Source organism: Natronospira sp., from assembly GCF_007134575.1.
Lineage (GTDB): Bacteria > Pseudomonadota > Gammaproteobacteria > Natronospirales > Natronospiraceae > Natronospira > Natronospira elongata.
This window is the reverse complement of record NZ_SLKM01000141.1, coordinates 1-12,851: the sequence shown is the minus strand read 5'-3', so window position 1 is coordinate 12,851 and position 12,851 is coordinate 1. Positions and strand designations below refer to the sequence as shown.

At 65.3% G+C, this 12,851-nt stretch carries 13 protein-coding genes, 1 pseudogene and 1 riboswitch; of the genes and pseudogenes, 4 read left to right on the top strand and 10 right to left on the bottom strand.

Annotated elements, in window-relative coordinates:
- The 9 genes and pseudogenes from ACJWXQ_RS05510 to ACJWXQ_RS05470 form a co-directional block, all read right to left on the bottom strand.
- Positions 1-243, bottom strand: a pseudogene (locus ACJWXQ_RS05510) (MFS transporter); the annotation flags it as partial.
- Complete coding sequence (locus tag ACJWXQ_RS05505; RefSeq protein WP_406672335.1) at positions 240-821, bottom strand: molybdenum cofactor guanylyltransferase; 582 nt, start codon at positions 819-821, stop codon at positions 240-242. The gene ACJWXQ_RS05505 and the pseudogene ACJWXQ_RS05510, both read right to left, overlap by 4 nt.
- A complete protein-coding gene (locus ACJWXQ_RS05500; protein ID WP_346052988.1) occupies positions 799-1,239 on the bottom strand; it encodes a molybdenum cofactor biosynthesis protein MoaE in 441 nt (146 codons plus the stop codon). Before ACJWXQ_RS05500 ends, ACJWXQ_RS05505 begins: the two co-directional genes overlap by 23 nt.
- 255 nt (positions 1,240-1,494) lie before the next feature.
- Complete coding sequence (locus tag ACJWXQ_RS05495) at positions 1,495-1,752, bottom strand: MoaD/ThiS family protein (RefSeq protein WP_346052990.1); 258 nt, start codon at positions 1,750-1,752, stop codon at positions 1,495-1,497.
- Positions 1,753-1,769: 17 nt separating this feature from the next.
- Positions 1,770-2,906: a putative sulfate/molybdate transporter gene (locus ACJWXQ_RS05490; RefSeq protein ID WP_346052992.1), complete on the bottom strand. Its 1,137-nt coding sequence runs from the start codon at positions 2,904-2,906 to the stop codon at positions 1,770-1,772.
- The gene (moaC, locus tag ACJWXQ_RS05485; RefSeq protein ID WP_346052994.1) at positions 2,903-3,394 is read right to left on the bottom strand and encodes a cyclic pyranopterin monophosphate synthase MoaC; all 492 of its coding nucleotides are present in this window, start codon (positions 3,392-3,394) and stop codon (positions 2,903-2,905) included. Before moaC ends, ACJWXQ_RS05490 begins: the two co-directional genes overlap by 4 nt.
- Positions 3,395-3,524: 130 nt before the next feature.
- Positions 3,525-4,544, bottom strand: coding sequence for a GTP 3',8-cyclase MoaA (moaA, locus tag ACJWXQ_RS05480; protein ID WP_406672336.1), 1,020 nt, complete (start codon positions 4,542-4,544; stop codon positions 3,525-3,527).
- Between the two features lie 83 nt (positions 4,545-4,627).
- Positions 4,628-4,792: riboswitch (molybdenum cofactor riboswitch) on the bottom strand.
- 78 nt (positions 4,793-4,870) lie between these two features.
- Positions 4,871-5,410 carry a hemerythrin domain-containing protein gene (locus ACJWXQ_RS05475; protein WP_346052998.1) on the bottom strand — a complete coding sequence of 180 codons (540 nt, stop codon included), beginning with the start codon at positions 5,408-5,410 and terminating at the stop codon, positions 4,871-4,873.
- Between the two features lie 33 nt (positions 5,411-5,443).
- Positions 5,444-5,863 (bottom strand): OsmC family protein, encoded by a 420-nt coding sequence (locus tag ACJWXQ_RS05470; RefSeq protein ID WP_346053000.1) that lies wholly within the window; start codon positions 5,861-5,863, stop codon positions 5,444-5,446.
- Positions 5,864-6,056: 193 nt separating this feature from the next.
- Between ACJWXQ_RS05470 and ACJWXQ_RS05465 the strand changes: the two genes are divergently transcribed.
- The 4 genes from ACJWXQ_RS05465 (at position 6,057) to ACJWXQ_RS05450 (ending at position 11,883) form a co-directional block, all read left to right on the top strand.
- Positions 6,057-6,623, top strand: a complete 567-nt coding sequence (locus ACJWXQ_RS05465) for an ECF-type sigma factor (RefSeq protein WP_346053002.1) — start codon at positions 6,057-6,059, stop codon at positions 6,621-6,623.
- Positions 6,620-9,394: a protein kinase domain-containing protein gene (locus ACJWXQ_RS05460; protein ID WP_406672334.1), complete on the top strand. Its 2,775-nt coding sequence runs from the start codon at positions 6,620-6,622 to the stop codon at positions 9,392-9,394. Before ACJWXQ_RS05465 ends, ACJWXQ_RS05460 begins: the two co-directional genes overlap by 4 nt.
- 113 nt (positions 9,395-9,507) lie before the next feature.
- Positions 9,508-11,244 (top strand): tetratricopeptide repeat protein, encoded by a 1,737-nt coding sequence (locus ACJWXQ_RS05455; RefSeq protein WP_406672333.1) that lies wholly within the window; start codon positions 9,508-9,510, stop codon positions 11,242-11,244.
- Positions 11,245-11,310: 66 nt separating this feature from the next.
- Positions 11,311-11,883: a lipocalin family protein gene (locus ACJWXQ_RS05450; RefSeq protein WP_374729217.1), complete on the top strand. Its 573-nt coding sequence runs from the start codon at positions 11,311-11,313 to the stop codon at positions 11,881-11,883.
- On the opposite strand, the gene ACJWXQ_RS05445 is transcribed toward ACJWXQ_RS05450, so the two are convergent.
- The gene (locus tag ACJWXQ_RS05445; protein WP_346053010.1) at positions 11,817-12,707 is read right to left on the bottom strand and encodes an alpha/beta hydrolase; all 891 of its coding nucleotides are present in this window, start codon (positions 12,705-12,707) and stop codon (positions 11,817-11,819) included. The two genes, ACJWXQ_RS05450 and ACJWXQ_RS05445, sit on opposite strands and share 67 nt — an antisense overlap.
- Positions 12,708-12,851 lie beyond the last annotated feature (144 nt).

Sequence of the window (12,851 nt, the reverse complement as noted above, 5' to 3'; positions counted from 1 at the left end):
GGCCAGCATGACCGAGACGATGATGGGCTGGCGCCGGCCGAGACGGTCGGAGAGGCGCCCGGCGACGGGGGCCAGCAGCACGGCGGCCAGCATATTGGCCACCATGAACAGGTGTTTCTCGAAATCCGACAGGGCCGGGTGGCGCCCGCCGGTCAGCTCCTCCAGGACCGGTACCACGCCGGTGACCGGCAGCATCAGCAGCAGAATGGCCAGGCCCACCGGCCAGAGTGCCGTGCCTCTCAAGGGGCGGCCTCCCGGCCGACCTGAAAGGCCTGCCAGTCCTGGGGGGTGTTGATATTGCGCAAATCGGCGCGCTCGGCCGAGAGATGACGAAAGCCCATGGCGGCGGCCAGGCGATGGACCGGTGCGCCCCGGCCATCGGCCAGCAGTTCACCCAGGCATTGTTGCAGCGCCGGGGTTACCCGCAGGGCCAGGGGCAGGGGGTGGTTCTGGAAATACACGCCCGGCTCGCCGTCGCCCAAATCCCGGACCAGGGCCAGTAGCTCATCGGCCCCCAGGCCCGGGGTATCCACGGCGGTCACCAGCAGCACGCGCCCGCCCAGGCCGGGGCGCTCGGCCAGCACCGAGGCCAGCCCTCCCAGTGGGCCCAGGCCAGGCTGTTGGTCGGGGACACAGTCGTAGGCCGGGCGATCGCCGCTGACCAGCACCGGATCGGCCCCGGCCGCGGTCAGCCGGCGTACCGCCAGTGCCAGCAGGCTTTCCTGCCCGTGGCGGAGCAGGGCCTTGTCCTCGCCCATGCGCGATGATGCCCCGCCCGCCAGGACCAGGCCGGCAAAATCAGCCATGACTGCAGAGGGCATGGCCCTTGACCCATTCACTGTCGCCATCGACGTAATGCTCCTGCTTCCAGATGGGCGCACGGTGTTTCATCTGCTCGACCAGGTAGCGGCAGGCGCGGAAGGACTCATCCCGATGGGGCGAGCTGACCGCGATCACGACACTGGCCTCGCCCACGGCGAGCCGCCCCTGGCGGTGTTCCAGCCAGAAGTGCAGGGATTCGCCCCATTCCTGGCGGGCTTCCTTGCAGATCTCGCGAAAGACGTTGTTGCACAGCACCGGATGCAGGTCATAACTCACGGCCCGCACCTGCCGACCCTGGTTGAGATCCCGCACCCGCCCAATAAACAGATCCGCCGCCCCATGCCCCGGCGCCGAACAATGCGCCAGGGCCGCCTCGGTGGACAGCACTTCGTCTTTCGTTGCTACATGGATTGTCATCTGTCAGTTCCCATTCAACTTCAATCAGGCCCGCAGGCACCGGCTTCGATCCGGTGGCTACGCAGGGGCTGGGGTGGTTTTTCCAGGAACGCCGTGAATACATCCCTGTAGGCTTTGGGGGCGACGTCGTGTCGCCCACAATCCTGGAAAAACCACCCCACCCCCTGCTTCGCCACCTACCCACAATCTCGCTCGCCGCTCGCCGCTCGCCGCTCGCCGCTCGCCGCTCGCCGCTCGCCGCTCGTAGCTCGCTGCTCACCCCCCACACACCGGCGGCAGAATCGAGATCCGCGCCCCCGCCGGCACAGTATCCCCCTCGCCCAGCACCGCCTCGTCAGTGGCGAAGGCCGAGGACTGGAGCAGGGCGCGGGCATTGTCGTCCTCGAGCTTGTCGGCAAAGGCCCGGCGCAGGGTGGCGACATCGGCCGATTCGGGCAGGCTGACGGCGATGGCGGCTTCCGGGCTGTATTGGCGGAAGGCACCGAACAGCTTGATTTCCACTTCCCGGGACATGGTCTTTCTCCTCGCGTTCAATCGCTTTCAATGGCCCGGCCGGTGTCGTCCCGGCGGGGCGTGAATCGTTGGTAAAGCGCCCGCAGGCTGAGTGCAATCACCCCGGCCACCAGCACCCAGAGCATGCTCTGGGCGAGCAGGGCGGTGGTGCCCATGACCACCAGAATCAGGGCGGTGTCGAGCTTGCGCCAGCTGGCATAGGTGAGCTGGATGTGAAACACCCCGATCACCCCGAGCAGCAGGGCCTGCAGGGCCGGCGGGTATTCCGGCAGGCCGCCACCGCCGATCAGCAAGAGGGCGGCGAGCAGCAGCAGGGCATTGCCCATGACCACATTGGACAACCAGCTGCGGGCGCCGCCCCGGTAATGGGCGGTGACCCCGCCCGAGCCGTGGCAGTAGGGCATGCCGCCGACGGCACCGACGATGAGGTTGCCGAGGCCGAGCGAGGTCAGCAGCCGTCGCGGATTGACCCGCCAGGCGGCTTCGCCGTAATAGGCCTGCGCGGCGCGCTGGGTGCCGAGCACGGAGTTGGTCAGGGTCAATGCAATCTGCGGCAGCACCATCAGGGCGACGATGGAGGCCCGCAGCCCGCCCTCGTGGCCGCTGCCAAGAGGCGCTTCCGCGTGCCAGATGCCCCACATCAGGCCCGCCACGGCGATCAGGCCGAGCAGGGGCAGGCCGCTGTAGCGGGTGATGCCGATGACCAGGGTGGCGGCAAAGGCCACCAGCAGCATTTCCTGGACGGTGCCGCCCATGAGCTTGACCGCGGTGACCAGCAGGAGAATGCCGAGGCCGAGCTGAAAGCCGTGGATCAGCACATCGGGAATGCGCCCGGCCAGGCGGTTGACGTTCAGGAAGCTGATGCTGAAGTAGATGGCCCCCAGCAGCAGGCCCGCGGCCTGCAGTTCCTGGGCGCTGGCCCCGGCGGCAATGGCCATTACCGACAGCGACTTCAGCGGCTGCACCGGAATGGGGAGACGAAACAGCCAGCCGGTGACCAGGTAGGCGGCGCCGGTGGTGGCGAGCATGATCACCACCGAGGCGCCGGTCTGCCAGGCCAGGGCCAGCAATAACGGAAACAGCACGGCGCCATCGGCGAAGGCGCCGCTGAAATCGCCCAGCCGGGCCCGCAGCCTGGCCGGCGCGATGCTCATGCGGCAAGCTCCGCAGGCAGGTCGGCGAGCCCGTCCGGATGCTCCCAGCGCCCGGACTTGCCGCCCTCCTTGAGCAACAGTTTCACGCCACCGATCGCCAGTGCCGCTTCAATCGGCTTGGACAGATCCCAGATGGTCAGCAGGGCGGCATTGACCGCGGCCAGGGCTTCCATTTCCACCCCGGTCCGGGCACTGGTGACCACGGTGGCGAAGACATCCACCGCCTGGTCGGCCTCGTTCAACCGACAGATCAGTCCCACGTGATCCAGCATCAAGGGATGGCACAGCGGCAGCAGGTCGGGCGTGCGCTTGGCCGCCAGAATCGCGGCCACCTCGGCCAGACGCAGGGGATCGCCCTTGGGCAGCTCGCCCTCACGCAGATGTGCCATCACCTCGGGGCCCACCACAATCCGCCCCGTGGCAACGGCCCGCCGCCGGGTGATGGCCTTGCCGCCGACGTCCACCATTCGATAATTCTGATCAGCCATTATCAATCCACCGTATCAATGTTCAATTTAGCCCCCGTGGGAGCGAATTTATTCGCGATTGGGCTTCGAGCGGCCACCGTGCCCGCCGACAGCCCAATCGCGGATGAATCCGCTCCTACGGCTGGATAATTCATCCGCCCGTACTCGCCAGATGCGGCGTATCCCCGAAATCCCCCTCATGCAGATGGTGGGAGACTTCCTTGCCCACCAGGGTCTGGCAGATGCTGCGTTTGAGGGCGGCTTTGTCGGCCTCGTCCTGGAGCAGGGGGCGCAGGTCATGGGTGCCGTTGCCGAACAGGCACAGGCGCAGGCCGCCCCGGGCGGTGACCCGCAGGCGGTTGCAGCCGTCGCAGAAGCCGGGGGCGTAGGGGGCGATCAGGCCGATGCGACCGGCATAATCCGGGTGGCTGTATTCCACCGCCGGGCCGTCGGTTTCGCCCCGTTGCATCGGGCTCCAGCCGGCGGCCTGCAGGCGATCGGCCACGGTCTGGCCGCTCACATGACGGCGGCGGAAGTAGTCGCCGTTGTCCGCGGTCTGCATCAGTTCGATGAAGCGAACCGCCACCGGCCGTTCACGCACGTACTCCATGAAATCCGGGATTTCCTGATCGTTGAGTCCGCCCAGCAGTACGGTGTTGATCTTGACGCTGGGTATGCCGGCGGCGATGGCGGCATCCACCCCGGCCAGGACCTTTTCGTGGCGCTTGTCGCCGGTAATGCGTTCAAAACCCTGGCGGTCGAGACTGTCGAGGCTGATGTTGACCGCCGACAGGCCGGCGTCGCGCAGCGCCTCGGCCTGGGCGGCCAGGTTGAAGGCATTGGTGGTCAGGGCGAGTTTTTCGATGCCGGGAGTGGCGGCGGCGTCCGCCAGAATGGCCAGGGCATCCTTGCGTACCAGCGGCTCGCCGCCGGTGATCCGCAGCTTGCGTATACCCAGCTCGGCAAAGGCCGATACCAGGCGCTGGATCTCGTCCCGGTTCAGGAAACCGGTGGGCTTGCCCTGGTAGCCATCGGGCAGGCAGTACTCGCAACGAAAGTTGCAGACATCGGTGATGGACAGGCGCAGGTAGGCGAAACGGCGACCAAAACGGTCTTCCAGCTCCGAGTCGGGAACGCGGCCCGGATCCACGGTGGGGGCCCGTTGCGGCATGGCACGTGGCACGGGCCAGGGCAGGGGCTCGGCAGGCGTGGCGGTCCGGCCGGCCTGCGCGGACGCGGGTCGGGTGGGGTCTGACTGGCGCATTGTTCACTCCTTTCCAATGCCGGGAGGCAGCGGCGTTTCCCCTCGCTGCCCTGGCCGCTACCGACGGGACGATCCCGCCGGCCGGCGGCATCCGCGTCATGGCACTGGTGGGTCACCAGGCTTTAGGCCACGAATGCTCGGAGTCTCCCATCAACAGATGGGGCTGTATTACGGTTTTCATTGTGACGGTCAGGGCCACGATTGACCTTGACGTGCGTCAAGTACCGCGCCGCTTATGCCTCGGCCTGAATCACCGCGCCCAGACGTGGCAGTGCTTCACTGTGGCCGAAGTTGGTCTCGGGAGCCTGGTTCAGCCAGCCATCCAGCCACGTATTGTCCTCTGCAGTGAGCAGCCGTCGAGCATGGATGAACAGTTCCTTCTCCTCGCTCTGGATATGATGGAAGTACAGCCCCAGGTATTCCCCCATGGCCTCCAGGAAGCGGTCCCGTCGGACCAGTTCCCGGGCTTGCATCTCATCCAGCATCTCGCGCAGATCCCGGGTCGCCCAGCGCAATTCCAGATGTTCCTGCTCCAGCCGCCGAATGACAGGTGCCAACTGGGGATCCCTTGCCAGCAGGCAACGAAAGAGCTGATCTTCCAGGGGATGGTGGAAGGTGTCGGCATGCCCGGAGCAGTACTCCACGAATTCCCGCATCAGGGGCCGGTCGATCTCTTCGCCCTGCAGACAGTTGTCCATGGCGCTTTCCATATGGGCCAGGACACGCAGGAATTCCCGGTGATCCGCCTGCAATCGCTCAATCGTGCGACTCATACTTGCCTCCTTGTCCCTGTCCGGCCGATGGCGTCAGCGGCCTTCAATCCGAAGACTGCACTCGGCGAGCAGGGAGTTGGTGATCAGGCAATGCTTCTTGGCATTCTCCAGCACGGCATGATGTGCCTCGCCCATGCTTTCATCGCCCTGAACCCGGATTTCGAAGTGGGTGAAGCGCAGTCCGCTGTCGGTCTTGTTCAGGGTTCCTTCCACGGCAACGGCCAGCGACGTCCACTCCAGCTTTGCGTGACGGCTCAGGGCCCGGAAGGTGAGAATGAAGCAGTTGGCCACTGCCCCCACCAGCAGGGTTTCCGGCGACCAGTAATCGCCGCTGCCGCCGAACTCGGCCGGGGCATCGGTATCCAGGGTGGCGAGACCGGGACTGTCCAGTGGCATGGGTCCATCGGGACCACCGCTGGCGCTGGCTTTATAAACATGGGGCAGGGATTGCATTGTGGCGTTTTCTCCGCTGGTAAGCTTTCCATGGTCTGCGGGCACTGTAGTTCGCGCCGTCAACGTCGGCATTGACCTGGGTCAACCCCGGCTGCGAGTCGGCCACGCCGTTTTGTCATCCCTTCGCTCTGGTGTAATGTGTGAGTTGGGGAGTATTCACCACGGGATGCAAGCCATCCCGGTGGAGTGGGGCATGACAGACGTGACCGAGCATCCCGACGGGCCGGTGGGGGAGACCGGCCAGGGCGACCGCGCCAATGGGGCGGGCGGTGATGCCCTGCGGCTGGCGGAAATCTACTCGGAGCTGCGCCGCATTGCCCGCCGCGAACACCGCCGCAATCCCCAACTCACCCTCAACACCACCGCCGTTGTCCACGAAGCCTGGCTCAAGCTGAGCGACCGGGATGGCGAGTTCAAGAATCGTGAGCACTTCATTGGAACCGCCGCCATGGCCATGCGCCAGGTTCTGGTGGACTATGCCCGTTACCGCACGGCCGCCAAGCGGGACGTGGGCCAGGAGGTCCGCCTGTTTGAGAACGAAGAAATCGAAGGCGGGACCGCGGCCGAATTGCTTGCCATTGATCAGGCTCTGGAAGGCCTGGAAGCACTGGACCCGCGTCTGGCCCAGCTGGTGTCCCTGCGCTTCTTCGCAGGTCTGTCCCTGGATGAGGCGGCTAATCACCTGGGCATTTCCGCTCGCACCGCCGCCAGGGACTGGGGCAAGGCCCGGGCTTATCTGCAGACGGTGCTGACGCCATGAAGCTCGACAGCGCCACCTGGTCAAAGGTCGCCGAACTCTTTGACACGCTGGTGGAGCTAAGCCCGGAACAGCGTCAGCGTTTCCTGGAAGAAACGGCGCCACCCCCGCCGGTGCGGGAACAGCTCGAGCGCATGCTCCACGCCCATGATCACCCCGACCCTCTGTTGCTGGACGAGTCCATGGACGACATCGTGCTCGACATGCTCGGCGGGCGCGATCAGGGGCTCCAGGACATACCCGCCGATCTGGCCGGCCGGCGTTTCGGCAACTGGCGGGCGAGGCGGGAGATCGGCCGGGGCGGCATGAGCGTGGTGCTGGCCGGTGAACGGGCGGACGGTCAGTTTGAAAAGCAGGTGGCAATCAAGTTGCTCGCCCCCGGCATCGTGGGGCCGGCCCGCCAGGCCCGCTTGCAGTCAGAGCTGCGCCTGCTGGCACGGCTGGAGCATCCGGGGGTGGCACAGCTTCTGGATGGCGGGGTCAGCGAGGACGGCCTGCCCTATCTGGTCATGGAACAGGTCGCCGGACAGCCGGTGACCCGTTACGCCGAGACCCGCGGCCTGGATCTTCCTGCTCGCATCGAGCTGTTTCGTCAGGTTGCCGAGGCCCTGGCCTACAGTCACCGCCAGCTGGTGGTGCACTGTGACACCAAGCCCGCCAATGTCCTGGTGGACGACGAGGGGCGAGTTCGGGTGGTGGATTTCGGCATCGCCGCGCTGCTCTCCGGGGACGGACAGACAAGTACGGCGGAAGAAATGCCCTGGTGCTCGCCGGCCTATGCCGCCCCCGAGCAATTGGCCGGCCAACCGCCGGCGGTGACCCAGGATGTCTTCGGTCTCGGTGCCCTGCTGTATGAGCTGCTCAGTGGTCATGGCATTCGCGACATGCGGGAAGCCACCACCTTGCTGATGGGGCATGAGCGGTCACTGCCCGACACCGTGCCGTCGCCACCTTCCAGTCTGCCCAATCGGGTCGGTATTCCGCCCCGCGCCTTGCGCGGTGACCTGGACGCGATCTGTCTCAAGGCCCTCGCACCGAATCCTGAAGACCGCTACACCAGTGTGGATGCCTTGCTGGCCGATCTCGATCGCTGGGCCGGGCATCGGCCGCTGGCAGCGGTCAGTGGCGGCACGGCTTACCGCCTGGCTAAGTGGTTGCGTCGTAATCGACTGCCCGCTGTCGCCACCGCGTCAGTGAGTCTGGCCTTGCTGATTGGTAGCGGCGTTGCCCTTTGGCAGGCCCATGAGGCCCGCTCGGCCGCGGAAATGGAACGCCAGGCCTCGGCACGGGCCGAGGCCGCCCTGGCCGATGCCGAGCAGGCCCTGGCCCGCTCGCGAGCACTGCGGGAGTTTCTGCTGGGTCTGTTCAGGGATGCCCAGCCGGACCGGCCGCGTGAACAATTGCCGGATTCCGAGGCCCTGGTGGCCCTGGGCGCGGAACGGGCCCTGAACGAAGACAGTGCACCCCCCGGAGAGCGCTACGAGATGCTCATGGCCATTGCGCAGCTTTACATGGCCGAAAGTCGTCATGACGACGCCGAGCCGTTGCTGGAGACGGCACTGGAGATCAGTCATCAGGAGGAAAGCCTTGGCGCGGATGAGCTGGCCCGCACATTGGCCCAGCTCGCCATTCTGCATCAGGAGCGCGGCCACCTGGGCGAGGCCGAGCGCCTGCTCAATCTGGCCGAAGTGGCGGTGGCCACGGAAACGGTGGACTGGGAAACCGCGGCGGCTGTTCGCACAAGGCGTGCCTGGGTGCTGAGTGGTTTGGGCCGTTATGAGGACGCGCTGGCCATACTGGAGCCTCTCAATGCGGAGCTCGATCAGCGAGAGGGGGTGTCGCCCCGGGTCCGGGGGGATATCAAGCGTGATCTGGGGAGCGCCTATCGGCTGAAGGGAAACCTGGAGGCGGCGCTGGATATGCGCCGCCAGGAAGCCCAGATCTATCGAGAAGGTTTCGGTGAAGAAAGCCTTGATTACGCCCTTGCCCAGAGCAATATGGCCATCATCATGCACAGCATGGGTGACTTTGACGGCGCCGAAGCCCATCTGCGCCGAGCCCTGGAGCTGCAGGAGCGGATCTTCGAGGGCGCCCATATCTACCCGGCCATTGCCCGCGCCAATCTGGCGCTGATGATCTTCCATCAGGGGCGATTCGATGAAGCCCTTGAACTGACCACCGAGGCGGCGCTGGAGCGGGCCGAGGCCATTGGCCGCGATCCGGAGGAATTCGAGCGGCTTTATTACCAACGGGGCACCATGCTGGCGTCCATGCAGCGTTGGTCCGAGGCCAAGCCGCAATTGCGCCGGGCCCGCTCTCTCTATCTTGAACTGGACGGCGTGGATCCCGGGGTGGTGGCCATCATCAAGGCCTTGCTGGCCATGGCGAACTGTTATGACGGCCAAACCGAAGCCGGCAGCGATTGGCTGCGGGCGGCGGACCGGATGGTTGAGGGTGAGCTGCCGGGCAACCCTCATCAGCGCAATACCCTGCTGACCGGACGGGCCGTGTGTGCCTTCAAGAGGGAGGACATGGACACCGCGCTGGCCTATCTGGATCAGGCCCTGGATGGTGCGGGCCATGTGGGCCGCTTCGGCGAGGATGCCTTGCGCAAGGTGCTGCGTGCCAGGGTGTTGCACGCCCTGGGCCGCCCGGAGGAGGCCCTGTCCGACCTGGAGGAAGCCGAAGCGCTGTTTGAAGAGTACGGGTTTACCGAGCACCCCCATTTGTCACGGGTGCAGGCCGCCCGGGAGACACTGTTTCCCGACCACTAGCCAGGATTAGTTTTCTCGGTGGCAGTGTCCTGGGACGTTTCTCGTATCTCTTGTTGGGTTTCTTTGATGGTTTCCCGGCAGCCAGGCCGGTTGTCGGTGAGCAGGAGGCACTTATGGAGACGCGAATCGCGAAGGCAGCGGCGGGCTTTTCGGGCCGGCCGATGATGGTTGCGCTGTTACTGGTCTTTTCTCTGGCCGCTACCCAGGCCTGTGAGAATGGTTACCCCGGCGGGGACCATGCGGCTGGTCATGAGCATTCCCACGACAGTGACCGGAATGATCACGCCATGCTGCATGACCATGACGCCGTGGTGGATGACGGTCAGCCCATCGGCGTGGTGGATTTTCAGGCGGATTGTACCGACGCGGCACAGCAGTCCTTTGATCGTGCCCTGGCCTTGATGCATCACATGATGTACGTCCAGGCCCGCGAGAGTTTCGAGGGCATCGTCGACAAGGATCCCGATTGCGCCATGGCCCATTGGGGGGTTGCCACGACCCTGTTTCAGCCGCTTTGGGGGACTCGCCCCAGCCTGGAGGACCGGGAGCGGGGCTGGGCCGCTATCAGCGAGGCCCGGGATCGCGTGGCTGATGCCGATCGGGAGCGGGCCTTGATCGAGGCCACCGCGGCCTATTTCCGGGATCCCTCGGTGGAGGAATTCGGCCCCCGGCTGCAGCGCTGGGCCGACGGCATGGCCGAGGCCTACGCGAATCATGGCGACGATCTGGATGTGGCCGCCCTGTATGGCTTGTCCCGGCTGACCATCGCCGGGGGTGCCGATGACCCGGATGCCCTGTATGACGAGACCGAAGCCCTGCTCCGTCAGATCTGGCGCGAGGAGTCAAGGCACCCCGGTGCCATCCACTACATGATTCACGCCACCGATGTGGATGGCCGGGCCCGGAATGCTCTGGACATGGTTGAGGTGTACGCGCAGATCGCACCGGATGTTCCCCATGCACTGCATATGCCGTCTCACATACATGTCCGTCTTGGCGATTGGCCGGAGGTAATCAACTGGAACCGGCGTTCGGCCAAGGCGGCACTGGAGAATCCGGCCGGCGACTACATCTCCCATCACTACATTCATGCCCAGGATTATCTGCTCTACGCCCATCTCCAGCGTGGCGAGGACGAGAAGGCCAGAGAGGTACTTGAAGAGACCTTCGCCCGCGAACCCCATCAGCCGACCATCGTGGCGGCCTACCACGCGGCGGTGATGCCGGCTCGCATGGCGGTGGAGCGGCGTGATTGGGACAGTGCCCGGGAGATCGAGATCATGCCCTGGGAGGATCTGGCCTGGGATGAGCCGGTGGGGCGCTGGTCCCAGGCCAATGCCTGGCTGGCCCGGGGCATGGGCCATGCGCAAAACGGTGATCTGGACCAGACCCGTCAGGCTTATGACTCACTGCGCACGCTGCGCCGTCAGACCGAGGACGATGGTGAACGTGCCTTTGCCGATTACATCCGCATCGAGGAATATCAGCTCGCCGCCTGGCTGGCCTGGCTGGAAGACGATCAGGACAAGGCGATCGAGCATATGTACCGGGCAGTGGAATTGGAGGCCGACACCGAGAAACATCCAATCACTCCCGGCGCCCTGATTCCGCCCAGCGAGGGCCTGGGCGAGCTATATCTGGCCATGGACCGGCCCGAGGATGCCCTCGAGGCCTTCGAACGCTCCGACCGGGTCTGGCCCGCCCGCTACAACACCTTGCTGGGGGCCGCCCGCGCGGCCGAGGCGGCCGGCAAGGCCGATCGGGCCGAGCGGCACTATGAGGCGCTGCTGGCCATGATCGGAGACGCAGACCGCTCGGGCATCCGGGAAGCGAAGGCCTTTCTGCAGTAGCCTGCGCCGGGCGGGAACCCAGGATGGAATTCTGGCTCCAAGGGTAGGAATTCCCTTGGAGCCAGAATAATGAAAAATTCCGCGCTTCTGTTTGCCGCCCTTTGGCTGCTCACCGCCTGTTCCAGCAATCCCCCCATGGAAACCGTGGATGAAGTGGATATCGACCGCTTCATGGGGCGCTGGTATGTCATCGCCCACATCCCCACCTGGCCGGAGCGCGAGGCCTACAATGCCATTGAACACTACGAGCTTGATGACCGTGGGCGGGTGCAGACCACCTTCACCTTTCGCCGGGGCGGCTTTGACGGGCCTGAACGCGAATACAATCCGACCGGAATCATACGCAGCGACAACGGTGCGGAATGGGGCATGCAGTTCATCTGGCCGATCAAGGGAGAGTTCCTGGTCATCTACCTGGACGATGACTATGAAACCACCATCATCGGCCGCACGCGACGGGACTATGTCTGGATCATGTCCAGAAATCCCGCGATGGACGAGCAACACTACAAAGACCTGAAGGCCTTCATCGCCAGCCGGGGCTACGACCCCGACGATCTCCGTCGGGTGCCTCAGCGCTGGGAGTCATCGCTTTCGCCCGCCGCCAATGTATCCAGCCAGTCCCCCACATGGGACTGAAGGGCCCGGGGTTGTTCGGTGGGGATCCAGTGCAGGGCCTCCAGCTCATCAATCTGAACCTTCGGCAGGCGGGAGAGCAGCTCGCGGGTTCGTTGCGGGTCGCCGAACAGCCCACCCGTGGAGAGCAGGGCCAGAGCAGGGCAGTCAATCGTCTCCAGGCCCCGCAGGGGGCGCAGCACTTGATTGAGGGCCTGCAGGTAGGCCGCGCTCGGCATGTAGAACATGTCCTTGCCGGGCTTGGCGTAGCGGCCGGTAATGGCCGCGGGGTCGCCGGCTTCTTCCACCGCCCGCCGCGAGTGTTCGTCCAGCCGACGCAGATCCAGGCCGGGGAGTTCACGGCGATACAGGCCCAGGGCATTGAATAGCAGAATGGGCCAGGCGAGGGCGGGCAGCAAATAGCGAATGCGGCGCAGCTTGCCGAGAATCCCGCCCAGGGCCTGGGCAAACATGGGCTCCACCAGTACCAGTCCGCGGGTTCGATCTGGATGACGGCGGACAAAGTGCAGGGCAAGATTCGCCCCCAGGCAATGGCCACCCACCACCGCCTGCGTCACGCCCTCATGGTCCAGCAGGGCGGCCAGGTCGTCGGCCCAGATATCCAGGTTGATTCGGCCCCGCACCACCGAGCCCCCGTGGCCGCGCAGATCCGGGCAGAGAATGTTCCAGGGCCGCTGGGGCACCGTGGCCTCGGCGAATTCACTCCAGCGGGTGCCGTTGCTGGCCAGGCCATGGCAGAGCACCAGTGTCTCCCGCTCTCCCGGCAGGGCCCAGCGCCTGAAGGACAGGCGTTGGCGGCCGCGCTTGAATTCGTGTTGTTGAATCATGCCGACCCCGTTTCCATGGCTGTGAGCAACAGCATGCCAGATTTGACCTGGCAAGCCAGAAAATGGAGCATCCCTGCAACTGGGGATCCGTTCTTGCAATATTCAATCCGGGGGATGCATGCGTTTCAGTACGGTTGCCGTTGT